At 40.8% G+C, this 25,935-nt stretch carries 26 protein-coding genes and 1 pseudogene; 12 read left to right on the forward strand and 15 right to left on the reverse strand.

The annotated features are described in order from the left end of the window. From GBN19_RS16095 to GBN19_RS05935, 11 genes are all read right to left on the reverse strand, one after another. Complete coding sequence (locus tag GBN19_RS16095) at positions 1 to 237, reverse strand: hypothetical protein (RefSeq protein ID WP_228271222.1); 237 nt, start codon at positions 235 to 237, stop codon at positions 1 to 3. A gap of 25 nt (positions 238 to 262) precedes the next feature. Next, the gene (locus tag GBN19_RS05890) at positions 263 to 1,678 is read right to left on the reverse strand and encodes a M48 family metalloprotease (RefSeq protein ID WP_228271223.1); all 1,416 of its coding nucleotides are present in this window, start codon (positions 1,676 to 1,678) and stop codon (positions 263 to 265) included. Positions 1,679 to 1,750: 72 nt separating this feature from the next. After that, complete coding sequence (locus GBN19_RS05895) at positions 1,751 to 2,719, reverse strand: 2-hydroxyacid dehydrogenase (protein WP_151777497.1); 969 nt, start codon at positions 2,717 to 2,719, stop codon at positions 1,751 to 1,753. 9 nt (positions 2,720 to 2,728) lie between these two features. Then, entirely contained in the window at positions 2,729 to 3,370 is a 642-nt protein-coding gene (locus GBN19_RS05900; protein WP_151710739.1) for a hypothetical protein, read from the reverse strand. 74 nt (positions 3,371 to 3,444) lie between these two features. Next, positions 3,445 to 5,334, reverse strand: a complete 1,890-nt coding sequence (locus GBN19_RS05905; protein ID WP_151777498.1) for a peptidase M48 — start codon at positions 5,332 to 5,334, stop codon at positions 3,445 to 3,447. 93 nt (positions 5,335 to 5,427) lie between these two features. Beyond that, the gene (gene purF / locus GBN19_RS05910; RefSeq protein ID WP_151777499.1) at positions 5,428 to 6,969 is read right to left on the reverse strand and encodes an amidophosphoribosyltransferase; all 1,542 of its coding nucleotides are present in this window, start codon (positions 6,967 to 6,969) and stop codon (positions 5,428 to 5,430) included. Between the two features lie 24 nt (positions 6,970 to 6,993). Further along, the gene (locus GBN19_RS05915; RefSeq protein WP_151777500.1) at positions 6,994 to 7,587 is read right to left on the reverse strand and encodes a CvpA family protein; all 594 of its coding nucleotides are present in this window, start codon (positions 7,585 to 7,587) and stop codon (positions 6,994 to 6,996) included. 4 nt (positions 7,588 to 7,591) lie between these two features. Then, entirely contained in the window at positions 7,592 to 8,596 is a 1,005-nt protein-coding gene (locus GBN19_RS05920) for a quinone-dependent dihydroorotate dehydrogenase (RefSeq protein ID WP_151710735.1), read from the reverse strand. A gap of 181 nt (positions 8,597 to 8,777) precedes the next feature. Then, complete coding sequence (locus tag GBN19_RS05925) at positions 8,778 to 9,233, reverse strand: SixA phosphatase family protein (protein WP_151777501.1); 456 nt, start codon at positions 9,231 to 9,233, stop codon at positions 8,778 to 8,780. A gap of 57 nt (positions 9,234 to 9,290) precedes the next feature. After that, positions 9,291 to 10,364 carry an NAD(P)H-dependent glycerol-3-phosphate dehydrogenase gene (locus tag GBN19_RS05930; RefSeq protein WP_151777502.1) on the reverse strand — a complete coding sequence of 358 codons (1,074 nt, stop codon included), beginning with the start codon at positions 10,362 to 10,364 and terminating at the stop codon, positions 9,291 to 9,293. A gap of 18 nt (positions 10,365 to 10,382) precedes the next feature. Further along, on the reverse strand, positions 10,383 to 10,964 hold the full coding sequence (locus GBN19_RS05935) for a nitroreductase family protein (RefSeq protein ID WP_151710732.1): 582 nt from the start codon (positions 10,962 to 10,964) through the stop codon (positions 10,383 to 10,385). A 196-nt stretch (positions 10,965 to 11,160) separates the two neighbouring features. Between GBN19_RS05935 and GBN19_RS05940 the strand changes: the two genes are divergently transcribed. After that, on the forward strand, positions 11,161 to 11,535 hold the full coding sequence (locus tag GBN19_RS05940) for a hypothetical protein (RefSeq protein ID WP_151777503.1): 375 nt from the start codon (positions 11,161 to 11,163) through the stop codon (positions 11,533 to 11,535). 50 nt (positions 11,536 to 11,585) lie between these two features. Here GBN19_RS05940 and rhlB read toward each other — a convergent pair whose 3' ends face one another. Together rhlB and GBN19_RS05950 are read right to left on the reverse strand one after the other, a co-directional pair. Then, on the reverse strand, positions 11,586 to 12,737 hold the full coding sequence (gene rhlB, locus GBN19_RS05945) for an ATP-dependent RNA helicase RhlB (protein ID WP_151777504.1): 1,152 nt from the start codon (positions 12,735 to 12,737) through the stop codon (positions 11,586 to 11,588). A 103-nt stretch (positions 12,738 to 12,840) separates the two neighbouring features. After that, the gene (locus GBN19_RS05950; protein WP_151710954.1) at positions 12,841 to 13,053 is read right to left on the reverse strand and encodes a cold-shock protein; all 213 of its coding nucleotides are present in this window, start codon (positions 13,051 to 13,053) and stop codon (positions 12,841 to 12,843) included. Between the two features lie 351 nt (positions 13,054 to 13,404). Between GBN19_RS05950 and GBN19_RS05955 the strand changes: the two genes are divergently transcribed. The 5 genes from GBN19_RS05955 (at position 13,405) to GBN19_RS05975 (ending at position 16,168) form a co-directional block, all read left to right on the forward strand. Next, positions 13,405 to 13,644 carry a sulfurtransferase TusA family protein gene (locus tag GBN19_RS05955; RefSeq protein WP_151777505.1) on the forward strand — a complete coding sequence of 80 codons (240 nt, stop codon included), beginning with the start codon at positions 13,405 to 13,407 and terminating at the stop codon, positions 13,642 to 13,644. A gap of 136 nt (positions 13,645 to 13,780) precedes the next feature. After that, entirely contained in the window at positions 13,781 to 14,650 is an 870-nt protein-coding gene (gene rpoH / locus GBN19_RS05960) for an RNA polymerase sigma factor RpoH (RefSeq protein ID WP_151710952.1), read from the forward strand. Positions 14,651 to 14,784: 134 nt separating this feature from the next. Further along, the gene (locus GBN19_RS05965; protein ID WP_151777506.1) at positions 14,785 to 15,150 is read left to right on the forward strand and encodes a DUF423 domain-containing protein; all 366 of its coding nucleotides are present in this window, start codon (positions 14,785 to 14,787) and stop codon (positions 15,148 to 15,150) included. Between the two features lie 7 nt (positions 15,151 to 15,157). Continuing rightward, positions 15,158 to 15,355 (forward strand): sulfur carrier protein ThiS, encoded by a 198-nt coding sequence (gene thiS, locus GBN19_RS05970; RefSeq protein WP_004751558.1) that lies wholly within the window; start codon positions 15,158 to 15,160, stop codon positions 15,353 to 15,355. 12 nt (positions 15,356 to 15,367) lie between these two features. Beyond that, positions 15,368 to 16,168: a thiazole synthase gene (locus GBN19_RS05975; RefSeq protein ID WP_151777507.1), complete on the forward strand. Its 801-nt coding sequence runs from the start codon at positions 15,368 to 15,370 to the stop codon at positions 16,166 to 16,168. A 45-nt stretch (positions 16,169 to 16,213) separates the two neighbouring features. On the opposite strand, the gene GBN19_RS05980 is transcribed toward GBN19_RS05975, so the two are convergent. After that, positions 16,214 to 16,684 (reverse strand): DUF6231 family protein, encoded by a 471-nt coding sequence (locus tag GBN19_RS05980; RefSeq protein ID WP_151777508.1) that lies wholly within the window; start codon positions 16,682 to 16,684, stop codon positions 16,214 to 16,216. Between the two features lie 36 nt (positions 16,685 to 16,720). Between GBN19_RS05980 and GBN19_RS05985 the strand changes: the two genes are divergently transcribed. Continuing rightward, positions 16,721 to 17,590 carry a DUF2797 domain-containing protein gene (locus tag GBN19_RS05985; RefSeq protein WP_151777509.1) on the forward strand — a complete coding sequence of 290 codons (870 nt, stop codon included), beginning with the start codon at positions 16,721 to 16,723 and terminating at the stop codon, positions 17,588 to 17,590. 56 nt (positions 17,591 to 17,646) lie between these two features. On the opposite strand, the gene lpxB is transcribed toward GBN19_RS05985, so the two are convergent. After that, positions 17,647 to 18,825 carry a lipid-A-disaccharide synthase gene (gene lpxB / locus GBN19_RS05990; RefSeq protein ID WP_151777510.1) on the reverse strand — a complete coding sequence of 393 codons (1,179 nt, stop codon included), beginning with the start codon at positions 18,823 to 18,825 and terminating at the stop codon, positions 17,647 to 17,649. A 227-nt stretch (positions 18,826 to 19,052) separates the two neighbouring features. Between lpxB and GBN19_RS05995 the strand changes: the two are divergent. From GBN19_RS05995 to GBN19_RS06020, 5 genes and pseudogenes are all read left to right on the forward strand, one after another. Then, a pseudogene (locus tag GBN19_RS05995) lies at positions 19,053 to 21,148 on the forward strand (TonB-dependent siderophore receptor). A gap of 185 nt (positions 21,149 to 21,333) precedes the next feature. Next, positions 21,334 to 22,614 carry a globin domain-containing protein gene (locus GBN19_RS06000; RefSeq protein ID WP_151777511.1) on the forward strand — a complete coding sequence of 427 codons (1,281 nt, stop codon included), beginning with the start codon at positions 21,334 to 21,336 and terminating at the stop codon, positions 22,612 to 22,614. A 149-nt stretch (positions 22,615 to 22,763) separates the two neighbouring features. Next, a complete protein-coding gene (locus tag GBN19_RS06005; protein WP_151777512.1) occupies positions 22,764 to 23,042 on the forward strand; it encodes a hypothetical protein in 279 nt (92 codons plus the stop codon). Positions 23,043 to 23,045: 3 nt separating this feature from the next. Next, a complete protein-coding gene (locus GBN19_RS06010) occupies positions 23,046 to 24,608 on the forward strand; it encodes a PepSY-associated TM helix domain-containing protein (RefSeq protein ID WP_151777523.1) in 1,563 nt (520 codons plus the stop codon). Positions 24,609 to 25,010: 402 nt separating this feature from the next. Beyond that, entirely contained in the window at positions 25,011 to 25,889 is an 879-nt protein-coding gene (locus GBN19_RS06020; RefSeq protein WP_151777514.1) for a sulfite exporter TauE/SafE family protein, read from the forward strand. Positions 25,890 to 25,935: the final 46 nt, after the last annotated feature.

Consider the following 25,935-nt stretch of genomic DNA (forward strand, 5'->3'; position numbering starts at 1 on the left):
TTAATTAAACCTTGAGTAATCTGGCAAAAACGTTGCGACTGTTTTTTGGGTAAATTGAGTTGCTTTAGGATCAATTGATTTCAAAAAATCCTGCATTTCTTGATCATGTTTTTGTGTTGATTGATCAAGTTTTTGCTCTAATTCTTGTTGATTATTGACTTTCAAATCATCAGTCATTGCAGCAAAGCTTGAGCAACTTACCCATCCCAAAATAATAATACCAACCAATTTTTTCATATATTTCTCTAAATTTATGTCACTTTTATAAAGTAAATAGGCGCTCTGCCTGCATATATTTTAAACGCTGAGCAATCGTTGCAGATAATGATACATTATCTTTTGCTAAACGCTGTGCATGTAATAAGGATTTAATTCCCTCTTCTTCATGACCCGACCAAAACTCAGCTTCGGCACGATAACGGAGTACCTGTATTGCTTGCACAGGAGATGCTTCATCAAGCACTGCGGCACGCTGCATCAAATCCCACCCGAGCACATCTCTAGGATTATCACGCAATATTTTATTGACCAAATTAAAAACAGGTGCAGGCTGATTTTTACGAATCAAAACTTCAGCCAATTTATAGGTTAAAGCCCGATTTTCTGGCATGATTTGCTGCTGTGCCAAAATCGTCTGATATGCCTGTTCAAACTGATGCTTTAAAAGAAAAATATCTGTCTGCAATAATGTTGCCAATATATTTTGCTCAGTTTTCAGTTGAGCAGTATTCAGTGCTGTTTGTGCCTGCATAGCATCGCCTTGTTGCACATAAAATGCGGTCAGTGCCAAAATTGCAGCTTGATTATGCTGCGTTTGCAAGGCTTTGAGTTGCTGCTCGGTGACATCGTTAGATAACACTGCTGCATATAATTTCACCAACTCATAATCTGGATCACTGATATTGGATTTAACATTTGGATATTGCCTTGCTCTAAGGCGTGCTTCACTCATACGTGCTGTTGTCAGTGGATGTGTCATCCAAAATTCAGGCATAAAACTCAGTTGAACCGATGAACGTTGCATTCTCTCAAAAAAATCAGCCATTGCATTGGGATTGTAACCCGCTGCAACTAGATATTGCATCCCGATACGATCCGCCTCTCGTTCCTGATCACGACTATAACTGAGTTGTTGACTTACCAAGGCTGCCTGTGTACCAAGCATAACCGCCGAACCTGCTCCAGCATCAGACTGGGTTGCAATGGCAGCCCCAACCAAAATCCCCGCAAGTGCCAACAAACCTTGTCCTTTAAAGGCTTCTTGTGAACGGCTGTAATGTCGCTGAGTCACATGCGCCACTTCGTGCGCCATCACACTTGCCACTTCATCACGGTTTTTTGCCAATTCAATCAAGCCTGTATTTATCGCAAAAACACCACCTGGCACAGCAAAGGCATTGACTTGTTTATCTTTAAGAATGAATAAACCAATAGGCGCACCCAAATTGGTTTGGCTGACAATATTGTGAAAAATACGATTAAGCTGATCTTCCAACCACGGATCTTGAATAACATTCAGATGGGCATGAATCTCACGATAAACCTTTTCACCTAAAATCTTTTCATTTTGCTGATCAATCACCCCGACACTTACCCCACCAATATTAGGAACATCAAGGGCTTCAGGACGATAATGCTGCTGTGAAAAGTCATCATCTGCTGCATGACTCGCTGTCATTAAGCCCATGCAACAGATCAATGAATAAAAAAAAGATGCCCCCATCCGCATATCAAATGCACCTACGCAGGATTAGGAAAAATTAGGATTCACAGCATAACGAGGTTGATGCTGCTGCAATGCATCCACCAGATTTTGATAAGCAAGCTCAGCCATTTTTAGACGTGTTGCCTCAGTTGCAGAACCCAAATGTGGTAAGGTAACGACATTTTTCAGATGAAATAACTCAGACGCTTGTAGCGGCTCTTTATGGTAAACATCTAACCCTGCTGCAAAAATCTTTTGTGTTTTCAATGTTTCAATCAATGCTGTTTCATCAATCACGGAGCCACGGGAAATGTTCACCAAAACAGCATGCGGCTGCATTTGGTTCAACTCTGCTTGCCCGATCAGTGCTTTAGATTCGGCATTTAAATCTACTGCAATGACCACAAAATCAGAGCGTTGTAATAATTCATTTAAACCACAATATTCGGCATTTAAAGGTTGGGCTGCTTCAATTTTCTCACGGCGATTATGGTACAAAATATTCATGTTAAAACCATAAAAACCACGGCGTGCAATAGCTGCACCAATATGCCCGAGTCCAATAATTCCTAAAGTTTTCCCAAAAATATCCTGACCAAATTGTGCAGTCCCTACAGTACGTTGCCATTGTCCCTGCTTAGTCCACTGATCTAGCTCAGGCACGCGACGCGCTGCACTCATGAGTAAGGTAAATGCTAAATCTGCGGTGGTTTCTGTTAAAACATGTGGGGTATGGGCAAGCCAAATTTTCTTTTGATTTAAATAATTTATATCGTAATTATCATATCCCACGCTTACGCTCGAAATCACTTTTAAGCGCTGTGCAGGGGCTAAATTACTTTCATTGAGCAAACGACCCGCACCAATCATGCCATCTGCATCAACCACATGCTGCCTGATTTGTTCATTTATATCGCCCTGCTTCGGGTTAATCTGCACAACATCATAATCTTGCTGAAGTCGTTTCAAAATTTCTGGAGCGATTTGACTAAAAACCAGTACTTTTTTTGGCATGAAGTGATCCTAGAGTCTTAAAGGTTGAATCAGTTTCCATAATTGTTGTTTTAACAATGGCTGTTGTAGCATATCAGCTAAACTTGCAAGCTGTTGATGTTCAAGTGTCAAACCTGCTGGCAAGCTCCCAAAACAAAAAATTGTTTTTTCAGCAGCAACCACATCAAGAAACCCTTGTACATAATCGCCCAAACCTGCTGTATCTTGCAAGTTGGCTAAAGGAAACGGCCATTGCAATCCAGCATCCTGCAAAGATAATGCAGCCTGAATATTTCGCCAAAGCGTTAAAGTTTCCGTGTTTAAATTCAATTGGTCTGTGAACAGCACAAATTTCTCGGCAATCAATGCCTGTAGCTGAAAAGCTTGAACTGGCTGAGTTTGCGCCGTCACAACAACTGAAGTTGCTTGAGAAAGTACCTGTTTCTGAACAGGCTGCTGAATTTCTTGCTTGATGGGTTGAATGACTTTTGGATCTTTGATCTCAATCTTTGCTGTGACAGGTTGCACAGAAATTGAAGGCGTTTGATCCCTGCTAATATCTTGATCTCGCCAGCACGTTGCAGAACTTGGCAACGTACGCGCAGCCATCTGCCGAGGAATCCAGACATCAATTCCCATCATGGCAAGTTGTTGGCGCTGCTGCTGAATCATGTTCTCATCATCTTTCAAAAGTTGGAATAGTGTAGGCGATTTTCTCAGGAAACCGAACTATATTTGCCGATTTGCTACACGATCATAATGCTGTTTTTCTTCATCACCTGATCAACGATCTCATCTGTTTCAAAACCAAGACGCCAGTACAGCAATTGCAAGACATCCAGTTCATCTTGGGTAATGACTCGATCATTCCACAAACACTCTTCTGCAATACTCAAAATCCGCAAACGATCTCGCAGTAGCAAGCCTGAAATATCTTGCAAAATCTCACCTAAATCAATCGGTTCATCAGATAAATCTTGGTAATGCTGCCAGTCTTCAGGTCGTATCAATTTTCGGATTAGATTTTCTCGAATCTCCAATTGATTACTGGTATTGAGCTGTTGAACATGCAATAACGCATCCATTAAACGAATGATCTCAGGCAATACATCTTCAAATGCTGTCGGCATGTGTGTGGGTAATAAATTCAGTTGATATTTCACCCGCTCTATCAATAGACCATCGAGTAAGCCAATTTCACCATCTGCCTGTGCAATCAGCGCCAGTTTGGTTAAAAACTGCCGTGATGCGCTCAGTGGCATACGCTGAATGTTCTGACATGCCAAATAGAAAATCTGAACATGTTGCCGACCATCAATACTGAGCAAAGCATCAACAATCGCTCGACTGACCTCGGCATTTTTGGGCACAAACTCACGGTATTGACGAATCATTAAAATCGCAACAAGTACCTCGCGTGAGCCTGTTGCTGTTTGCAAAGCACGATCAATTTGTTCAGGGCGTGCCATTTTAACCCGTATTTTTGGATTAAGTGGCTTAATCGCATCTTTAATGGTAAAGCTAATCGGGGATAAGCGCAGCAAAGGTAAAGGCTGTGGCGCAGACCATGTAAAAGCAACCTCATGGGTTTCATCACCAAAAGGACGAAATAAACTAAAGAGTGGTTGAGTTTTGATTTTTCTCAGGTTTTCAAGACGAAGATCTTCAAGCAAGTTTGGATTGAGTTTATAAATTCGACGCTCAATATCGGGATGGATATTCAACCAACTCTGGCGACTTAAAGAATTTGCAAAACACATATGCGCAATCGATTCTGAGTAGGCACTATGAATCTGAGAGCCTGCATGATGCACATAAATCCGTAGCAAGGTTTGAATATTGGCATCATTAGCAACCAACTGTGTCGTCCTCACATCATTTTTGAAGGTACGTCCTGTTAAGGTAATAAATTTAATAAAACGCGAGATCAGCAAGCCAAGACTTCCCATCAGCCAAATCACACCGCCCACAGCCACCAAAATGGTCTCGAACTTATTTTGACGCTTACTGTGATAAGGCTTGAAACCATGCCGTGCCACTTTACTGCCTAACTGGCTAAATGTGGTTAAACTACTAAACAAGATTTTTAAACGGGTATTCTGATAGGTTTCCCCTGTTAAAATCTGATTAAAGGCATTTCCAAATAAACCATAAAGTTCAACTTCATCTAGGTTTTGCAAAGCCCCCCATGTAATCACGATCACAGTATCTTCAGGATGAACTCCTGCCGTTAATGCATTAACTCCAACCTCATCAGGAAGCACATATACCGCAGGAACATCGACCCCATATTGCTTGGCAAACTGCTGTGTAATTTTAATGGCGACTTTTTCTTCAGGGGTACTCTCTACAGGATTGAGAAATCGCGCTCGTAATTGTTTTGCTAATGAATGTCCACCTTCACGAAAAACATAGACCTCATAAAGCACCGAACCAAGCATGATCGCCAAGATCACCAAAAGCACAATTGGGCTATACTGATACCAAAACACGGATTGAGTTGGATCGATATAGTGCATCACTAGACCAAAGGATAGGTTAAGCACCACCAAAGTCAGCACAATTGCCAATGAACAAATGGTCGTTGACCAAAACAAACTTTTCTGATGTCCTGAAGATGAAGAAAGTGTTTCCATGACTCAATAACAGCCTCAATGCATACCTGCGCTTTCAATCATAAAATAAAAAAGCGGGGAAATCCCGCTTTTTCACTGCGCTGAGTAACAGGATTATTCTTCTCGAATACCCGTCAAATCAACCGATGCTGCATCGATATTCACATCAATGTAACCATCTTTTTTCTTTTTGGCATTGTCACTACGACTACGCTGCAAGTTATCCAAATAGGCTTCATCAATATCGCCAGTGACATAAACACCATCAAATACTGAACAGTCAAATTCACTCACTTCAGGCACTTTTGGAATACGAATGGCTTCTTTTAAATCTTCCAAGTCTTGGAAAACCAGACGATCTGCACCAATGATTTCACGAATTTCTTCAACGGTACGATCAGAAGCAATCAGCTCAGTTTTTGCAGGCATATCAATACCATACACGTTTGGATATTTCACCATCGGCGCTGCTGAAGCAAAGTAAACTTTCTTCGCACCAGAGTCACGTGCCATTTGAATGATTTCGTTACAGGTTGTGCCACGTACAATCGAGTCATCCACTAACAAAACGTTTTTGCCTTTAAACTCAAGCTCAACAGGATTCAGCTTTTGACGTACTGATTTTTTACGTTGTTGCTGACCTGGCATAATAAAGGTACGTCCCACGTAACGGTTTTTCATAAACCCTTCACGGAACTTAATCCCCAAAATATTTGCAAGCTCAAGTGCAGATGTACGGCTAGTATCTGGAATTGGAATAACCACATCAATACCGTGATCTGTACCCCAATCTTTTAAGATACGATGCGCCAGTTTTTCACCCATTTTTAAGCGGGCTTTATACACTGAAATCCCATCAATCGTTGCATCTGGACGTGCAAAATAGACATATTCAAAAATACATGGGAAGTATTTTGGATCTGTTGCACATTGTTTAGTAAACAATTCGCCTTCAGCATTGATATAAATTGCTTCACCTGGTGCAATATCACGCTCAACTTTAAAGCCGAGTGCGGTAATCGCAACCGATTCAGAGGCAATGATATATTCAGTTTTGCCTGCATCGTTGATACGTGAACCGTAAATCAATGGACGAATACCATTTGGATCACGGAAACCCACCAAGCCTTGACCAGTAATCATGGCAACAACACCGTAAGCACCGCGGCAACGCTGATGTACACGATGAACTGCATAAAAGATATCTTCTGGGGTCGGATGCAAGGTTCTGAGTTTTTGCAACTCATGTGCAAAGACGTTCAATAGAACTTCAGAGTCTGAATCCGTGTTCATGTGACGCAAGTCAGTTTCAAACAGGTCTTGACGAATGTCATCTGCGTTGGTCAAGTTACCATTGTGCGCCAATGTAATCCCGTAAGGTGAGTTTACATAAAATGGCTGCGCTTCTGCACTGCTTGATGAACCTGCTGTTGGATAACGAACGTGACCAATCCCGTAGTTCCCTTGCAAAGCACGCATGTGGCGAGTGTGGAATACATCACGTACCAAGCCATTGTCTTTACGCAAGAATAAACGCCCATTGTGACAAGTGACAATACCTGCCGCATCTTGTCCACGATGCTGCAACATCGTCAAAGCATCAAATAACAATTGGTTAACTGGCGAATGACCAGCAATCCCAACAACTCCACACATAGTAACCTCGCAGACAAGCTTGGATTAATTAAAAGGGTTTTTAGTCGAATGTTCTGAGCGATTCCCTAGAGAAGACTCGCGCTCAGATGCGTTATCTGAAGCTTGAACTTCAGTCTGACTCTGATGATGATTCATATGTTTAATTGTATCACTGGCAAGATCTTTCGATAGATCGGTTGCAAGCGGTGCATAAGGCAAAAGTGCCTGAACAAATAAGGAATGCTTCCATGAGTCGGCACGATGTAACCAAGGTGCCAAACTCTGCATAATAATGAGAACGATAAATAAGCTTTTCAGTGTACCAAAAGCCCCGCCCGCTAGGCGGTTCAAAGGATCAAGTTTTAAAGTCTTGACCATGCTATTGAGCACCCCTGTCACCAGCCATGTCAGCACAATGACCACCAATGCTACGCAGGCGAAGGCAGCCACTTTTTGTACCATGACACTATGACTGACCCCAGACATTAATGGTGCAAGCGTCGCAGAACAACGACTCGCAATAAACAAGGCCAAGATCCAGCCCAATAAATTCGCCAAAGCACTGAATAGTCCTTGTCGTAATCCATTGATACAGCTAAATGCCAAGATGACTAAAACAATAATGTCTAAGGTATTCATAAATTTATGTCATAGCATGAATACTATCTTGCACCAAGTCTGGACCTGTATAAATCAAACCACTGTAGATCTGAACCAAACTTGCACCTGCTTGTTGTTTGGCATGTGCATGCTCACCTGCCAAAATCCCACCAACACCAATCAGTGGAATCTGATTTTTTAACACAGCAGCAAAAGTTTTTAAACAGGCTGTACTTTTTTCAAACACTGGCGCACCCGACAAACCACCTGCTTCATCACCAAAAGGTAGATTTTCCACCCCTTCACGTGACAATGTCGTGTTGGTCACAATCAGTCCGTCAACTTTAAAGGCCAATAATTGCTTGGCAATAAAAGCAATATCATCTGTACTTAAATCAGGTGCAACTTTCAGTACCAAAGGCACGTAGTGACCGTACTGTTCAGCAAGCTCAGCTTGACGATTTTTTAAAGTTTCAAGCAAATGGGTCAATGCTTCGCCACTTTGCAGGCTACGGAGATTTTTTGTATTGGGTGATGAGATATTCACCGTCACATACGACGCATAATTGTAAACTTTTTCTAAACAGATCAAGTAATCATCTGCTGCTTTTTCAACAGGCGTATCAGCATTTTTGCCAATATTGATGCCTAAAACACCTTTGTATTTGGCTGCTTTGACATTTTCCACGAGTTTGTCTACGCCATCATTATTAAAACCCATACGGTTAATAATGGCTTGAGCTTTCGGCAAACGGAATAAACGAGGTTGCGGATTACCTGATTGAGGGCGTGGAGTAATTGTTCCAATTTCGATAAAACCGAAACCTAGTGCCGCCAAGGCATCAATGTAGTCACCATTTTTATCTAGACCCGCAGCTAAGCCAACAGGGTTTGGAAATTCGATTCCCATACAGGTGACAGGTTTAGCAACAAACTTTGCTTGCACCAACCCCATTTTATGCGCAGTTTTCAGCCATGATAATGTAAGTTCATGCGCACGCTCTGGTGCTAACGAAAACAACAAAGGGCGAGCCAGTGAATACATCATAAAATCATCAAGTGGGTAGTTTTAAAACGGGCTTATTATAGGCATGCATCCTCAAAAACGCCATGCTTCACAACGCTTTATTTATCATATTCGTAACAGGGGTGTTGTGATTTTCATCACTAATTCTTGAGAAATCATTGAATTGCTCATTTATTATAAACAATTCAATGACAAATTTATCTTAAGCCAATGGAATAAAGCTTGCAGTTTGTGTTGATAAACCTTCAGCAATCACAGCTTGTTCATAAATTCGAGCTTCAGCAAGTGCAAAAGGATGAAAGGCAAGTTGTGTTAAACGCTCCGCAATAAAAGCCACAACATTCATATGACAGACCACCACAATCGACTCATACGGCAGTTTTGATAACCAGTCCACAGCTAAATCAGGATCATCATCAGGTTTAATGTGATCGCATAACATGACAGGCACATTTGAGAAATAGTACTGAATATGTGCCAGTGTTTCTTGTGCCCGCAATAATGGGCTAACCACAAAAAGGTCTGGCTGAACCTTATGTCGCAGAAATTCCGCGGTTTGTTCAGCTTGTAAATGTCCACGTTCGGTCAGCGGGCGTTTGGTATCATTCCCATGGACTGGAGGTGCAGCCTCACCATGACGAACTAAAGTTAATTGCATAAAATTTCCTGAAAGTGCAATCTTGAGGCTTTATACCTCAATAAAATGAAGATTTTCTTACACCTGCTGGTGTGGCAAAACAAATTCCACGTCACTACGATGCCCATTTTTCATCAATGACAATGCAATCGAAAGTGGTGGTGCTTGTTCAAAGATCACATCATATAACGCATTGGTAATCGGCATATAAACGTCCAATTCTTTGGCACGAGTACGCACTTGTACAATGGTATTGATCCCTTCTGCTGTTTGTCCTAATTCTTCTGTTGCTTGCTGCAAGGTTTTTCCCTTTCCAAGTGCAAACCCAACCTGATAGTTCCGACTCAGTGGGCTATTACAGGTTGCAAATAAGTCACCAACACCAGACAACCCTAAGAAAGTTAAAGGATTTGCTCCTAATTTTACCGCAAAACGACTCATCTCCGCCAATGCACGAGTCAAAATCATACTACGGGTATTTTCCCCTACACCATGCGCAGCCGCCATTCCCATTGCAACTGCATAAATATTTTTCAATGCACCACCTAGCTCTACACCATGCACATCATCACTGGCAAAAACACGAAACAATGCACTATGCAAAGCTTGCTGGACTGCATAACGAACCTGTTCTGAATGGCTCGCAATAACAGTACCCGCGGGCATACCCGCCATAATTTCTTTGGCTAAGTTTGGTCCTGACAATACCCCATAAGGCACTTCTGGCAATTCTTCACGAATAATTTCACTCATAAAACTAAAGGTTTTTGCTTCAATCCCTTTGGTCAATGAAATAATGGCTTGTGCAGTAATAAAGGGTTTAATTTTTTGGATAATACTGCGAAATGAATGACTTGGAATCGTGACTAAAATTAAATCTCGCTCACGAACTGCATGCTCTAGATCGGCTGTCACTTGCAAACTATGTTCAAGTTCAAAATCAGGTAAATAGCGTTTATTGACATGTGTTTGATTCATTTGTGCGGCTGTATCAGCATCTCGAATCCACAGCATGGTATCGCAGCCATTACGCGCAGCTAAATTTGCCATGGCTGTCCCAAAACTACCACCACCTAGCACAGTCACACGTAACGCTGTTTTTTTATCTACAGGCACAGCATCTACCAAATCTGTAAATTTCACTTCAGACATTTTTCTTTCTCAACTTGATTACGGTGCTGACCAATAACTGACATAATTCGACAATGTCAGTTCAGCACGTGGTGCTAATGCTTTTGCGGCTGTCCCGACATAAATAATGCCTGAAATCAGATCATGTGCTTGTAAACCCAGCGCTTTTTTCAAACTCACTGATTCAACAATAGCACCTGTGCGCCACATAGTAGCAAAACCCTGACTCTCAAGTGATAAAAGAAGGTTTTGGACAGCCGCGCCTGAACTTAAAATTTGCTCAAACTCAGGTACTTTTGGATGCTCAACAATATGAGTTAATGCCAAAACCAGCAAAGGTGCGCGCATTGGATGATTTTTAATACGTTCAATTTGAACTGGATCTATTTCAGGAAAATCTTGCTGCATTGAATTGGCAACGAGCTCTCCAAATGCAATACGTTGATTCGTTTCAATCACCACAAAGCGGGTTGGTTTTAAACGATGATGGTCTGGTGCAGTGAGTGCTGCTGCAAATGCCAACTCAAGTTGCTGTGCAGTGGGTGCAGGTTCAACAAGAAGACCGACTGACTGGCGCTGTTGAATATTATCATGAACTGCTTGTACTGTTGTATTTGCCATGAAGACTGTGATCTTTTCATCTAAACAATATAATTTAGATTAACATACTCTAAAAAATGAACTCTAGTTTTAGCAATAAAAAATACAGCAACAAAAGATCAGCAAAAAACAGCAACATGCCTATGATCACCATACACACTGCACAATATTTCTAAGGCACACTATAACTACCTTCAATCAAGTTTCCAGAGGTCAAATGAAATATTTAACATTGATCAGTAGTTTTGGCATAGCAGTCGTTCTCAGTGCCTGTAGCTCTAATCCACCTGCGACATTGGTACTACAAAACGAAAACCATCAATTTGAAGTAACAGGTTTAGGTAAAACGGCTGTGATCGCCAAAAATAATGCCATTCTTGCTGCCAATAAAACCTGCTCACGACAAACACCAATTATTCGTAACGAATCCACAAACTACAACGGTATTTTTAAAAATGTAACCGATGAACAAACTGGTCAAAGCATCACAACAGCGACGGAAGTTATTGGTGGGATTTTAGGTTACAGTCCAAAATTACAACGGGATGATGACTATCAAACCACCTTGATTTTCACTTGTCAGAACAAATAAGTATAAAAAAAGGGATCAATCATGACCCCTTTTCATCTCAATATCTTAAATTAGCAATAACCATCTAAACGTGTAAGCGGTAATTTTTGTCCAATCGCTTTTTCAATATCAGACAAATAAAAGGCATCATCTTCTGACAAGAAGCTAATACTCACACCTTGTGAACCTGCACGGCCTGTACGTCCAATACGGTGAACATAATCGTCAGATTGCTCAGGCAAAGTAAAATTCACCACATGTGATACGCCATCGACATGGATACCACGACCCGCCACATCAGTTGCAATCATGATGTTGTGCTGACCATTTTTAAACTGATCAAGCATTTTTAAGCGCTTATCTTGAGCAATTTCACCCGACAACATGACGACCTTATAGCCATCTTTTTTCAAGCTGTCATATAAGCGACGCACCTGATCTCGGCGATTGGCAAAAATCATGACTTTTTCAATCGGCTCATTATGCAAAACGTCTTGCAATAACTTGTACTTGTCTCGATTAGAAACCACATACACACGCTGTTCAACATCTGCATTGGTTTTCTTTTCTGGCTCAATTTCGACTGTAACAGGCTCAAATAACCACTGACGAGCCAAGTTTAAAACGTCATAACTAAAAGTCGCCGAGAACATTAGAGTTTGACGCTGCTCTTTACGTGGTGAGAAACGCACAATTCGTTTTACAGCAGGAATAAAGCCCATATCCAACAAACGGTCAGCTTCATCAATCACTAAAAACTCAACTTGATCTAACCAAACTTCTTTTTGTTCAGTGAAATCAATCAGACGACCTGGCGTTGCAACCAAAATATCGACAAACCCCGCATCAAGCTGTTTTCTCTGTTTATCGAAATCAACACCGCCTAGCAATGTCACAACATTTAATGAAGTGCATTTGGTTAAGTCTTTGGCATCTTGCTCGATTTGTAAAGCCAACTCTCGAGTTGGTGCTAAAATCAATGCACGCGGTTCGCCACGATAACGCTGCTCTTGAATCGGATTATTCAACAAGTCATTAATAATACTAATTAAAAATGCTGCCGTTTTCCCTGTTCCTGTTTGCGCTCGACCAATCGCATCGTGACCTGCAAGCGTAAACTTTAAAACCTTTTCTTGAATTGGCGTCATGCTGGTAAAGCCCAACGCATCAATCGCCTGTTTTAACTGAGGATGTAAATTTAAGGTTTCGAAACCAGATGACATAAACCTGTTAATCCGTTATGCGCGTAAAATAAGTCGCCATTATAAACAAAAAACGCCCCAAATGTTATGGGGCGTTTTTTTTAAGGTTAAGCACCTAAAAAGATCAGTCTAATGGCTGAACTTCTTCTGCTTGGAAACCTTTTTGACCTTGTACAACGCTGAATTCAACGCGTTGACCGTCACGAAGTGAACGGTGACCTTCGCCTAGGATAGCGCGGAAGTGAACGAATACGTCATCGCCGCTGCTACGTTGAATAAAGCCGAAACCTTTAGTGTCGTTGAACCATTTAACTACGCCTTGTTCACGTACTGTCATTAGTTAATCCTCTGTGATTAAAAAAAAGGATCACCCGGTGTTGCAAACAGTAGAGCGACAAGGTTTAAAAATAGTTATTATTTTTAAGCTTGTGATCATTCTGTAAAACTATTAACAAAATCCGGTTATATCCACATTGTCATAGGTTTTTTGCGAAATTGCATCCTACATACGGTTCCGAGAGTAGCATGCCTTTCAGTGAATTGATACAAAAATTTTTCATAAATATAGCATTTTATCAGCGCATGATTTTTCTTACATTTAGATTGTTTTTTACCACACCTTTCCTCTTTTTAAGATCTAGGCTTTTTGTTAGTATCTAGGGCTTTATTGAGTTTAGAACCCAGCTTTATGTCCGATCCTAAGGCAACTTTCATTGAAATTGATGCGATAGGCAAACCTTGCCCTATGCCGCTATTGATGTTGAAACGCGCAATAAAATCTGCACCTGCTCAACAAAAATTCTGCTTAAAAGCATCCGACCCCAACAGCGAAATCGATATTTTACGTTATTGTCAGATGCAGCAACTGAACTGTCAAACGATCAGAATTACTGAACATGAACTACACTACATCATTGAATCTGAATGAATAACACATGTACAGAATTTGAAGACACTGGCATAAAAGTTTACATTTCGCTACCCTTTTTGCCTTAATTCTGCTTCTAAAGCAGATTAAGATAAACACATTGATTTTGACTAGCTCATCCCTATAAGGAGTTTTCATGACTGACAGCAGCAATCAATTGATGCCCCTGTCATTGTCTGCACCCGGTGTGAACCTAGGCGCATACATCAGTACTGTCAATCAGATTCCAATTTTAACTGCCGAACAAGAAAAAGAGTTGGCAGAACGCTATTACTACGACCAAGATCTTGATGCAGCAAAAATGCTGGTCATGTCTCATCTACGTTTCGTTGTACATATTGCACGCACTTATGCAGGCTATGGCTTGCCACAAGGCGACCTGATTCAAGAAGGCAACTTAGGCTTAATGAAAGCCGTAAAACGTTTTGACCCAAATATGGGCGTACGTTTAGTGTCTTTTGCAGTTCACTGGATTAAAGCAGAAATTCACGAATATGTGATTCGCAACTGGCGTATTGTCAAAATTGCCACAACCAAAGCTCAGCGTAAGTTATTCTTTAATTTACGTAGCTTAAAAAAATCCAGTAAAAAATTGACGCTTGAGGAAGCACAATCAATTGCCAATGACCTGAATGTCACGCCAGAACAAGTTCTGGAAATGGAAGGTCGTTTAACTGCATACGATGCAGCCTTTGAAGCACAAAATGATGACGACGAAGAAGGTTCAACCCATGTTGCACCTGCATTGTACTTAGAAGATAGCCGTTATGACCCTGCACGTTTGGTCGAAAATGAAGACTATGAAGAACAAAGTACCTCTGCACTGCACGATGCTATGAATCAGCTTGATGATCGCTCTCGTAATATTTTACAGCGTCGCTGGTTAGACGATGACAAATCAACCTTGCATGAGCTTGCAGCCGAATATAATGTTTCCGCGGAGCGTATTCGTCAGCTTGAAAAAAATGCGATGGAAAAAATTAAAGTTGCGATGTCATCCAACTAATTTTTTCGTTCATGAAAATGAATAAATTAGGCTGATTCTTCAGCCTTTTTTATTGCCCAAGTTTCGTGCAAATAATCTTAACCCTGCCAAAAATTATGTTATGGTATAGCGCAAATTCTTGACGGAATAGCACAATGTGGCTTGCAATCTCTGCGTTAAATCTTGCGCTTGCAGTGATTTTCGGTGCCTTTGGTGCACACGGTTTAAAAGCTCGGGCAACCATTGACCAACTTTCTTGGTGGCATACTGCAACCGATTACTTTTTTTATCATGCGCTTGGATTATTAGCCCTTGCGATTTTGGCAAAAGTGTCACCACAGTTTCCAATTAAAGTCAGCTTTATTTGCATTCAAATTGGGATTGTATTCTTCTGTGGTTCACTCTATGTCATGGGCTTAGGTTTACCCCGTATTTTAGGGGCAATTACTCCAGTTGGTGGAATCTTCATGATTATTGGCTGGTTAGTCTTGGCGTGGAATGCCATGAAATTTGCAAAATGAGGACAGCATGCAAATCTTTTTAAATGGCGTGGCGACTGAAACGTCCTGTGAAAATCTACTGGCATTGGTTCAATCTCTCGCTTTGGAGAATAAACGCTTTGCAGTTGAACTCAATGAAATGATTGTGCCGAAATCAAAATTAGAGCAAACACAGATTCAGGCACAAGACCATATTGAAATTATTCATGCCGTTGGTGGTGGTTAATAGGACATAATTATGCAAGACGCTCAATTTAAAGATTCCCCTTTAATTATTGGTTCACGTACTTTTCAATCCCGCCTATTGGTTGGCACAGGCAAGTACAAAGATCTCAATGAAACAGATTTAGCGATTCAAGCCAGTGGCGCAGAAATTGTGACTGTTGCAATTCGCCGTGTGAATATTGGTCAGCATCCAGATCAACCGAATTTACTTTCTGTTGTTCCGCCTGAGAAATATACAATTCTGCCAAATACAGCAGGCTGTTTCGATGCCAATAGCGCAGTTCGTACCTGTATGCTGGCGCGTGAACTGCTTGATGGTCACAATTTGGTGAAACTTGAAGTCTTGGGTGATGAAAAAACCTTGTACCCAAATATCACTGAAACGCTGAAAGCGGCACGGACCTTGATTGACGATGGTTTTGAAATCATGGTCTATACTTCAGATGACCCAATTGTGGCACAAGAGCTTGAGAGCATGGGCTGTGTCGCCATTATGCCTTTAGGCAGCTTGATTGGTTCAGGTTTGGGCATTTTAAATCCACATACCATTTCCATCATTAAAGAAAATGCAAAAGCTCCAGTGTTGGTTGATGCGGGTGTGGGTACAGCCAGTGATGCTGCGATTGCAATGGAATTGGGTTGTGATGGCGTGCTGATGAATACTGCGATTGCCAATGCACAACACCCGATTTTAATGGCATCTGCCATGAAAAAAGCAGTTGAAGCAGGTCGTGAAGCCTTCTTGGCAGGTCGTATGCCACGCAAGCGCATGGCAAATGCCAGTTCACCTGAAACGGGTTATTTCTTTAAATAATTCAAATGTATGCATAAAAAAGCCAAGTTAAACTTGGCTTTTTTATTACCAGCGAAACTTGTCCCAGTTGTCTGGGTTCGCCCAAAACTTCGAGTTAAACCAATCAGGCACATGTTTGTAGGTCAAAATATTAAACTGCCACAAGGTCAGACTGCCCTGTTGCTGGGTTTTATCTAACATTTGAGTTAAGCCCAAAGCGCGCATCAATTGCGTATCCTGATGTGGACACACCACTACCAAGCGTTTTGCCATGAGATCACGCAACTTCACCAAAAGTCGTGACTTCTCGGTATCGGTTAAATTTTGCATTTCTGGGGTGTCGAGCAAAATGAAACCCAAATCATAGCGACGGGTAAAAGGCAGACTTAAAAAATCAGATACGTTAAAATATTGCCAGTCAATTGAGTGTTGTAAGCCGTGTTGGCAAAGATCCTGTCCAATACACAATGCAGTTTCAATGGGCTGCTCCTGACATAAATCGTCTAGCATTGAAGTGATGACATTTTGTTCAGCCATAAACTGCACCTTTATCTGAGTTAGAGAGAAATTGATATGGAATTACAAGGCATTTGCCATAAAATGCATGCCGATTTAGCCAACCATAGTGTAACCGAACAGAACACTCAAAAAGCGCATGTTGAATACAGCTTTATTCTAGACCAATCTCAGATCAATTTACCCTTTACTTTAGGCCAAGAGCTTGAAATTGAATGGACTGGGAAGATTTTCTGCGTCTCTTGCGGTGCAAAAACACCTAAATCCTATTCACAAGGTCACTGTTTTAAATGTTTTAAAACTAAAGCGTCTTGTGACATGTGTATCATGAAGCCTGAAACCTGCCATTATCATCTTGGAACTTGCCGCGAAGATGAGTTTGCCCACAGTGTCTGCTTTCAACCGCATATTGTCTATTTAGCCAACTCAAGTGCCTTAAAAGTCGGCATTACCCGCATTAGCCAAATGCCAACACGTTGGTTAGATCAGGGTGCAACCCAAGCCTTGCCGATTATGCAAGTCGGTTCACGGCGCTTGTCAGGACAACTCGAAATCATGTTTGGCGAACAAGTCGCAGATAAAACTGACTGGCGTAAATTACTCAAAGGTGAAGCTGAACCGCTGAATCTGATTGAAGTTCGCGAACAACTGGTCGAAGAATTTGCACCTAAAATTCAGCGTATTCGTGAAGAATTCAGTCAAAATCTGGAGTTTGATGAAGGCATTCAACTGCTTGATGACGAAAAAATGCGGGAATTCATCTACCCAGTCGAGCAATATCCTGAAAAAATCAAATCGCATAATTTGGATAAAACCCCAACCATCCGTGGTGTTTTACAAGGCATCAAAGGTCAATATCTGATTTTAGATACGGGCGTGATCAATATTCGTAAATATACAGGTTACGAAATCATTATTCGCACCTAAATTTAAAATCATCAAAAAGGCAGGAAATTCCTGCCTTTTTCAATTTTAAAATAGACTTAACGTGCTGCCAATAATTGCAAAATCGCGTGTACAGGATCTTCAGTATCTCCTGAAATCAATTGCTTATGCATCGTCAAATGCTGCATCACTTGAATTTGTGCAGTTTCAACATTCATTAACTTTTCAATTTCCGTAGCCAATGCTTCAGGTGTTGCCTGATCCTGAATCAGCTCTTGAATGACTTTTTTACCCGCAATAATATTCGGCAAAGAATAATATGGAATTTTGACCATCAAACGCATAATACGATAGGTCAACCAATGTAACTTATAAAATGTCACCATTGGACGATGCAATAACATTGCTTCGAGTGTCGCTGTACCTGAAGCCAAGGCAATGATATTACTTGCGTTCATGACTAAACGTCCAATTTTCGACTCGGTATGCTGATTGTCAAGAACATGAATTTTGGCACGTAAACTTTCAGGATAATTTGCCAAAATCTGCTGGATTTGCGTTAAACGCTGCTCATTAATTGCAGGAACCAGATATTCATACTCAGGGTATTTGGCTTGTAAAATCTGTGCAGCGCCAAACACCAAGGGGGCTAGTCGTTCCACCTCACCACGGCGGCTGCCTGGCAATAAAGCAATGTATTTGGCTTGTTCAGGAAGATTAAGCGCCTGTCGTGCTTGCTGAATATGATTGTCTAATGGCAACTGTTTTGCCAGTGGATGCCCCACAAAAATCGCAGGAACTTGATATTTTTGATAAAACGCTTTTTCAAATGGAAATAGACACATCACCAAATCAATATTCTTTTTAATCCCAAAGACACGCTTTTGTCGCCATGCCCATACCGAAGGACTGACATATTGTACGGTCTTAATCGGTAACTGTTTTTGTTTGATGCGTTGAGATAAACGTAAATTAAAGTCAGGTGCGTCAATCCCAATAAAAATATCAACAGGCTTTTTCTGCCAACGTTCAACCAGCCCATCTCGTACTGCGAATAATTGTTTAAGCTCTTTTAAAACTTCAACTAGCCCCATCACGGACAAAGTTTCCATCGGATAAAAACTTTGGAAGCCTTCAGCAATCATTTGTGGGCCACCGATTCCCTCAAATTCAACATCAACACCTTGCGCTTTAAAGCAACGCATCAACTCAACACCAAGAGTATCTCCTGAAACCTCACCAACCACGATGCCTATTCTGAGTTTACGATTTTGCAAGAATGTCTTCCTTTGGGCTTTATCATCCACAATATTATAAGAGATTTTGTCGCTTTACTTCATGTAAGTCATACAAACAACGAGATTTTCTGTATTCAGCTTTGCATTTTCCTCACAAGACAAACCCAAGAATGATACTCATTCATGTAATTTTTTGTTGCATCAGACCTCATAATAGTTAATCATATTGCGAATCATTTTCATTATTTCTAATATTTGGAATAACGATGTTTAAGCCGAATGCTCTCTTCCTCGCCATCCTCAGCATCACTGCAACCTCAGTCTATGCGAAAGATGATCAAACACTCCCAACCATTACGGTTTCAGCCGACAAGACTGCAAGCAGTTCTGAAAAGACCAAAGCCTATACGGTCAAAGACAGTAGCAGTGCCACTAAACTCAATATTCCAGTCCAAGAAACACCTCAAACCGTCAATGTTGTGACGCGCCAACAAATGGATGACTTCAATCTGACCACGACCCGTGACATTTTGCGAAACACGCCTGGGGTTACAGTGACAGGTTTAGAAACCAACCGTACCACTTATACAGCGCGTGGGTTTGATATTTCCAATATTCTGGTGGATGGTGTCGGTATTCCCCAAGTCGATAGCTACAACTACAGCGGTAATGACCCCGATGGCTATTTCTATGATCGTGTGGAAGTGATCAAGGGTGCAGAGCCTTGACCAATGCTTTAGGTGACCCTGGAGCAACGATTAACTATGTGCGTAAACGCCCTACTCAAGAATTTCAGGCAAATGCAGGGATTAGTTATGGCTCTTGGGATACTCAACGTTATGAAGCCGATATTTCAGGTCCACTGACTCAAGATGGTCGAGTACGTGCTCGCTTAACTGGCTATGAAAAAGCAGGCAATTCTTATATTGATCGTTATTCTGAAGAGAAAAATGGTGTTCAAGCCATCATTGAAGCAGATTTAACAGATTCAACCACCGCATCTGTTGGTTATTCCAAAGTTCACCAATTTAGCAATGGCTCGCAGTGGGGTGCTTTACCCCTGATTAACCGTGCAGGACAACAACTGAGCTATTCGCGTAGTTATAACTATGCACCGCCGTGGACATATTATGACTGGTCGATTGATAACTACTTTGCCTATATTGAGCAGAAACTCGGTGGCGATTGGAAAGCCAAGCTGAGCTATGATGAAAAAGCATCTACCCTGAAAGATAAAATGCTTTATCTTGGTGGTGCACCTTCTGCAACAGATAACACTTCTGGCATTACCCTCTATCCAGAAATTTACAATCAGAAATTTCGTGAACGTACTATCAATTTGAATTTCAATGGGACTTATGGGCTATTTGGACAGCGTCATGAAGCTAACTTTGGCTACGCATGGTCAGATTATAATGTGAAAAGTTATTATGCATTAGGTGATAGCTATGGTGTGACCACAACAGATTTAGCCAGTTGGACACCAACAACTCAATCATGGGGCAGCACCTACTCTGTAGATGATGTAAATATCATGATTAAATCGCTATATGGTGCAACACGTTTGCATCTAACCGATGATTTAAAAATGATTTTAGGCGCAAACTACACCGAAATTGACAATAAAAATACTTATCAAAAAAATAAAGTATCGCCTTATGCAGGCCTGACCTATAACTTTACCCCAGATTACACAGGCTATGTCAGCTATACCTCAATCTTTAGACCTCAAACCATTATTAACAATGCCACAGGTAAAGTTTCTGATCCTGTTGAAGGCAAAAGTTATGAACTGGGTTTAAAAAGTGCATGGCTGAACAACCGTTTGACGGGTTCGATTGCTGTGTTTAGAACAGAGCAAAGTAACTTCCCACTTAACTCAACCTATAACGCAACCGATTTTAAATACTACTCGGATTTAGGCACAGTACGCTCACAAGGGATTGAATTGGGGCTTGCAGGTAAAGTCAGTCAAAATCTAGAAGTGTCGATGGGCTATAGTAAATTTAGCCTGAAAAATATGGAAACTGGTGTCAATCCTCGCCAATATAATCCGACCCAAACCTTTAATATTTTAACGACTTACACCGTTCCACAGTTACCAAAACTTAAAGTGGGTGCAAGTGTACAATGGCAAGATGCGATTAGTGATCCAGCGACCAGTAACGGTTATGGCTTGATTAAACAAGGTAGCTATGCCCTGCTCAACCTAATGGCAAGTTATACCTTAAATGATCACGTCAGCTTCCAAGTCAATGGTAACAACGTGACCGATAAGAAGTATCTAACTGGTTTATATCAGGGTCAAGGCTATTACGGCGCACCTGCCAACTATACGGTTGCGGTTAAATTTAAATACTAATTCATTCTCTAATATTTTCACCTTCCTCTTAAAGCCAATCCTTGTGATTGGCTTTTTTAATTATTTTAATAACAAAAATAAATACTTAAAAAATAATTAAGTTTTTATGTGTTTTCTGACTTGACGAAAAAATAATATAAGATGTATTTTAAATATATCTTACAAAGCCATGCGAGCAATCCATTATGTTAAGCCAGCATCAAATCGACCTCATCAAATCTACTGTTCCTGTTTTACGTGAAAATGGTGTTGCGCTAACAGATTATTTCTACAAGCGTATGCTGGGGAATAACCCAGAGTTAAAAGAAACATTTAACATGGGACATCAACGCAGTGGCGCACAGGCAAAAGCGCTGGCAGGCGCAGTATTGGCGTATGCTGAAAATATTGAAGATCCAAGTGTCCTCGCACCTGTTGTAGAACTCATCTGTCACAAACATGTCAGCCTGAATATTCAAGCACCTGAATATGACATTGTGGGTGAGAACCTGTTGCATTCCATTAGTGAAGTCTTAAATATTCCGATGGAACATGAATTGATTGAAGCATGGGGCTTGGCATACGGACAACTGGCTGATTTATTTATTCAAACCGAACAAAAAATTTATTTAGAGCATCAACAAACCCAAGGTAGTTGGCTTGGCTGGCGTGATTTTATTATTGCTAAAAAAGTCAAAGAAAGTGATGAAATCACCTCTTTTTATCTGGTTCCTAAAGATGGTGGTGCATTACCAAAATACAAAGCAGGTCAATATGTGACTGTACGTGTTCTCGTCCCTGAACTTGGCATTAAACAACCTCGCCAGTACAGCTTGTCTGATTGTGCTTCTGGTCAATATTTACGAATTTCAGTCAAACGTGAAGATGCCAAAGTTGAAGGACAAGATCCTGGCTATGTTTCATCGACTCTCCATCAATATTTAAATGAACATGATGTCGTTGAGTTATCTGCACCAACAGGTAATTTCTTCTTGGTCAATCCTGAAAAAACCAATGTACTCATCAGCGCAGGTGTGGGCTTAACCCCAATGGTTGCCATGCTCAACCAGTTGCTGACTGAAAATACAGATCCAAATGAAAAATTATCATTCTGGCAAAAAGTTAAAGCTCAGTTTAGCCATGCACCAGAAAAACCTGCGATTCATTTTATTCATGCTGCTCGTAACTCACGTGTGCATGCCATGAAAAATGCGATTCAGGGCTTGGCTCAACAACATGACAATTTAAATGTTTTTGTTGCTTATGAGCACCCAGAACAACAGGACAAATTAGGGCAAGATTATGACACTCAAGGTCGCTTAGACTTATCCAAACTTGATAAAAAATGGTTTCCTGAACATGCCGACTATTATTTGTGTGGCCCAATGCCATTTATGCAAGCGCAGCATCAAGCATTACTTGCACGTGGCATTCCACAAGAAAATATTCACAGTGAAGCATTTGGTACAGGTGGCGTTACACTTTAATCCCTAAAAGTTAGCTCAACCTCTAAAGCCATTCCTTTCAAGGAGTGGCTTTTTTATTGCTGCTTACAAAACAATTTAACTTGCATCTCTCAACACAATACGCAATCATATTGCGAATAATTTTCATTAGCATAAACTGGTCATATTCTATGCTTGCTTGGTCATATCGTTGGGCTGTTGCCTACCGCTTTTTAGTGGCGTTTGTCATGGGCTATGCTTGCACCAGTTTATTCATGTTAGTTCTTCTTAAAGTCTTTCAGCATTTCCTTGCCCAAGCTGAATCTGTGTATTTATCTGCCTTTATTGCCATCATTTTTTATGCCGTATTTGTTCTGAGCAGTTTCTGTATCCACTCATTGTTCAAGCTCAGTAGTGTTGCACTGATTCTATGTACCTCATTTTTTCTAGCTTCGAAATTTATAGGTTAAATGATGCATAAATCTATTCGACAATCGATGGCATGGCTGCATTCATGGCTTGGATTAATGCTTGGTTGGGTGCTGTTCTGTATTTTTTTACTTGGAGCAACATCCTACTACCGCCAAGAAATCAATGCGTGGATGCAGCCTCAGTTTAATCATACTGAAATTAATCAACAGCAAGCCATTCAAAATGCATGGGAATATTTAGAAGAAAATGCTCATGATGCCAAATCATGGTATATCAGCGTTGCCAATGCTCAACATCCCCCCAGCAATGTCTATTGGCAAAAGTCCGATGGTAGCTATGCCATTAAAAATTTAGACCCTGTTACAGGTCAGGAAATTCAGGCAGCGACAACGCAAGGCGGCGACTTTTTTTATAACTTCCATTTTCAGTTATTTGGTGTGCCCTACATGATCGGGCGACTGATTGTCAGTTTTGCTGCTTTTATTATGCTCATTGCGTTGATTTCAGGCGTGATTACCCATAAAAAAATCTTTACCGATTTTTTTACTTTCCGAACCTTTAAAGGGCAGCGTTCTTGGCTAGACTTTCATAATGTGGTTTCTGTGATTGCCCTGCCTTTTTTTCTGACCATCACCTTTACGGGGCTGACCATTTTCTTTAACTTGTATTTGCCTTATGGCATACAGCAAGTCTATTCACCCAAGCAAAGCTTACAATTTTTTGAAGAGATTAACTCGACTCAACCAATCAGTACAGCGCAAGGTCAATCCACAGCCATGCTCACGTTTGAGCAACTGAACCATAAAATACAACAACAATGGCCCAATCAGCCTGAGATCAATACGATTGAGATCAAAGCTCCCTATACATCTTTGGCACAAATTCAGATTAAACAGTTAGAAGATCATAGCATTAGCTTAAAACCTGAACAGCTTTCAATTGCAGGTTCAACAGGGCAGATTTTGCCTGACTTTCGTAATTACAGTCCTGTCGCTACGCTTTATTCAGGTGTTTATGGTTTACACATGGCACCATTTGCTCAACCACTATTACGTCTTGGATTATTTTTTAGCGGACTTTTGGGCTGTGCCATGATTGCTTCAGGACTACTGCTCTGGAGTCTCAAACGTCAATTACATGCAAAATCTCAAAGCTTTCATTTTGGGCATTATCTGGTAGATCGAGGGAACCTTGCTTGTTTTGTCGGATTACCCATCTCAATGCTGGTCTATTTCTATCTCAATCGACTCGTTACACCATACATACATGGCAATAATTATGAGATTCAGGGCTTTTTTCTGACATGGCTCATCAGCTTGGTTGCTGCTCTTTTCACAAAAAAAGCCTATCTCTGGCGTAGCCAATTGACCATATTGATTGCTTTAGCAACACTGTTGCCACTGGTCGATTACTATAGCCTCTATCAACAGCATCTTTTATTTAGCCAAAGTTATTGGACATATTTACGTGTTGATTTATTTTTCTGGTTATTTGCAGGTTTAGCTTTCTTGATCTATCGCAATATCCAACCCATTCAGCAACAGGCTCATCAACGTATACAGCGAAAATCATCCTTGAACTCAGAACTTGAGGCAAAATCATAATGCTTATTGTCATTTTATTTGTCCTGATTTTTACAGGCTTTTATCTCTTGTTCCTGCTGAGTGAAAAACAACTCAAAAAAACTGCTCAGTCGCGTTTTCAGATCATCTTAAAATATCGTAAATTGACACGTTTCAGTGCCTATCTTTGCTTTCTTTGTGGATTTTATCTGAGTATTTCCATGTATGGATTTTCCATTGGTTTTATTAGTAGCTGGATTTTCGCTTCGCCCATCATTTTTGCACTGATTTTATGCAACAACCGTTTAAAAAAACCTCTAAAACTATAAATTTCAAGATTTAAGGCGTTTATTCATTTTTAGAATAAGCAAATCATATTTTATGACTACATTTTTTCATAAAAACTCCTAAGATATGCACAAATTTATATAATGGCATACACTCATGATTGATGCAGTTCAGTTCATTTTAGCAGGCATGCTTGTTGGTTTTTGTGTGGGCATCACTGGTGTTGGCGGCGGCTCACTCATGACGCCTATATTGATCGGTTTATTTAAGATCGAACCCCACATTGCGATTGGTACTGACCTGATCTACGCCTCAATTTCTAAGCTTTGCGGCTCGGCAGTACATGCCAAAAAATTGAATATCGTTTGGCCAATCGTTATTTGGCTGTCTGTTGGCAGTATTCCTGCTTCCTTTGCGACGCATTGGGTTCTTGAGCATTATTTAAGTCAGTCCGCACAATACAAAGCCTTACTGACCATGGTGTTAGGTTTTATGTTAACCATCACAGGACTTTCTATTGTTTTTCGCTCACAAATCGAGAAATTCTTTAAGCGCTTCCGTGACCAACAATCTCCATCAGATGAACTATCTTTTACGGGGAAACGCCGTATTTATATCATCATCATGGGGGCAGTCTTAGGAATATTTGTAACCTTGTCTTCAGTCGGTGCAGGGGCTTTTGGGGTTATGGCGCTGATTCTACTGTTCCCAAATCTTCCAATGATTCGTATCATTGGTTCAGATGTTGCCCATGCCGTGTTACTGACTTTTGTTGCTGGTATGGCACATATGAGTTCGGGCAATGTCGATTTTCACCTTTTAGGTTGGTTACTCATCGGTTCGATTCCTGCAATTATTTTTGGCACACTCATCAGCTCGAAACTGCCAGAAAAAATGATTCGTAAAATTTTAGGCATTACCTTATTTTTATTGGGGATTAACTTCATCTTACATCCAAGCAAAGAAAAGCCAAAAGCCAAAGCTGAAACTGCAATGTTGATTCAGCCTGCAAATTCAACTCAACAGCATGTTTAATGCTGTTGAGCATTAGACTAATAGACGTTTTAAATCCAAAGTTTTA

Origin of the sequence: Acinetobacter brisouii, assembly GCF_008993995.1 — a bacterium.
Lineage (GTDB): Bacteria > Pseudomonadota > Gammaproteobacteria > Pseudomonadales > Moraxellaceae > Acinetobacter > Acinetobacter brisouii_A.

What these genes read in the sequence shown, in the direction of transcription:
- GBN19_RS16095 (WP_228271222.1), bottom strand. Translation starts at nt 237, where the DNA reads ATGAAAAAATTGGTTGGTATTATTATTTTGGGATGGGTAAGTTGCTCA.
- GBN19_RS05890 (WP_228271223.1), bottom strand. Translation starts at nt 1,678, where the DNA reads ATGACAGCGAGTCATGCAGCAGATGATGACTTTTCACAGCAGCATTAT.
- GBN19_RS05895 (WP_151777497.1), bottom strand. Translation starts at nt 2,719, where the DNA reads ATGCCAAAAAAAGTACTGGTTTTTAGTCAAATCGCTCCAGAAATTTTG.
- GBN19_RS05900 (WP_151710739.1), bottom strand. Translation starts at nt 3,370, where the DNA reads ATGATTCAGCAGCAGCGCCAACAACTTGCCATGATGGGAATTGATGTC.
- GBN19_RS05905 (WP_151777498.1), bottom strand. Translation starts at nt 5,334, where the DNA reads ATGGAAACACTTTCTTCATCTTCAGGACATCAGAAAAGTTTGTTTTGG.
- purF (WP_151777499.1), bottom strand. Translation starts at nt 6,969, where the DNA reads ATGTGTGGAGTTGTTGGGATTGCTGGTCATTCGCCAGTTAACCAATTG.
- GBN19_RS05915 (WP_151777500.1), bottom strand. Translation starts at nt 7,587, where the DNA reads ATGAATACCTTAGACATTATTGTTTTAGTCATCTTGGCATTTAGCTGT.
- GBN19_RS05920 (WP_151710735.1), bottom strand. Translation starts at nt 8,596, where the DNA reads ATGATGTATTCACTGGCTCGCCCTTTGTTGTTTTCGTTAGCACCAGAG.
- GBN19_RS05925 (WP_151777501.1), bottom strand. Translation starts at nt 9,233, where the DNA reads ATGCAATTAACTTTAGTTCGTCATGGTGAGGCTGCACCTCCAGTCCAT.
- GBN19_RS05930 (WP_151777502.1), bottom strand. Translation starts at nt 10,364, where the DNA reads ATGTCTGAAGTGAAATTTACAGATTTGGTAGATGCTGTGCCTGTAGAT.
- GBN19_RS05935 (WP_151710732.1), bottom strand. Translation starts at nt 10,964, where the DNA reads ATGGCAAATACAACAGTACAAGCAGTTCATGATAATATTCAACAGCGC.
- GBN19_RS05940 (WP_151777503.1), top strand. Translation starts at nt 11,161, where the DNA reads ATGAAATATTTAACATTGATCAGTAGTTTTGGCATAGCAGTCGTTCTC.
- rhlB (WP_151777504.1), bottom strand. Translation starts at nt 12,737, where the DNA reads ATGTCATCTGGTTTCGAAACCTTAAATTTACATCCTCAGTTAAAACAG.
- GBN19_RS05950 (WP_151710954.1), bottom strand. Translation starts at nt 13,053, where the DNA reads ATGACAGTACGTGAACAAGGCGTAGTTAAATGGTTCAACGACACTAAA.
- GBN19_RS05955 (WP_151777505.1), top strand. Translation starts at nt 13,405, where the DNA reads ATGTCCGATCCTAAGGCAACTTTCATTGAAATTGATGCGATAGGCAAA.
- rpoH (WP_151710952.1), top strand. Translation starts at nt 13,781, where the DNA reads ATGACTGACAGCAGCAATCAATTGATGCCCCTGTCATTGTCTGCACCC.
- GBN19_RS05965 (WP_151777506.1), top strand. Translation starts at nt 14,785, where the DNA reads ATGTGGCTTGCAATCTCTGCGTTAAATCTTGCGCTTGCAGTGATTTTC.
- thiS (WP_004751558.1), top strand. Translation starts at nt 15,158, where the DNA reads ATGCAAATCTTTTTAAATGGCGTGGCGACTGAAACGTCCTGTGAAAAT.
- GBN19_RS05975 (WP_151777507.1), top strand. Translation starts at nt 15,368, where the DNA reads ATGCAAGACGCTCAATTTAAAGATTCCCCTTTAATTATTGGTTCACGT.
- GBN19_RS05980 (WP_151777508.1), bottom strand. Translation starts at nt 16,684, where the DNA reads ATGGCTGAACAAAATGTCATCACTTCAATGCTAGACGATTTATGTCAG.
- GBN19_RS05985 (WP_151777509.1), top strand. Translation starts at nt 16,721, where the DNA reads ATGGAATTACAAGGCATTTGCCATAAAATGCATGCCGATTTAGCCAAC.
- GBN19_RS06000 (WP_151777511.1), top strand. Translation starts at nt 21,334, where the DNA reads ATGTTAAGCCAGCATCAAATCGACCTCATCAAATCTACTGTTCCTGTT.
- GBN19_RS06005 (WP_151777512.1), top strand. Translation starts at nt 22,764, where the DNA reads ATGCTTGCTTGGTCATATCGTTGGGCTGTTGCCTACCGCTTTTTAGTG.
- GBN19_RS06010 (WP_151777523.1), top strand. Translation starts at nt 23,046, where the DNA reads ATGCATAAATCTATTCGACAATCGATGGCATGGCTGCATTCATGGCTT.
- GBN19_RS06020 (WP_151777514.1), top strand. Translation starts at nt 25,011, where the DNA reads ATGATTGATGCAGTTCAGTTCATTTTAGCAGGCATGCTTGTTGGTTTT.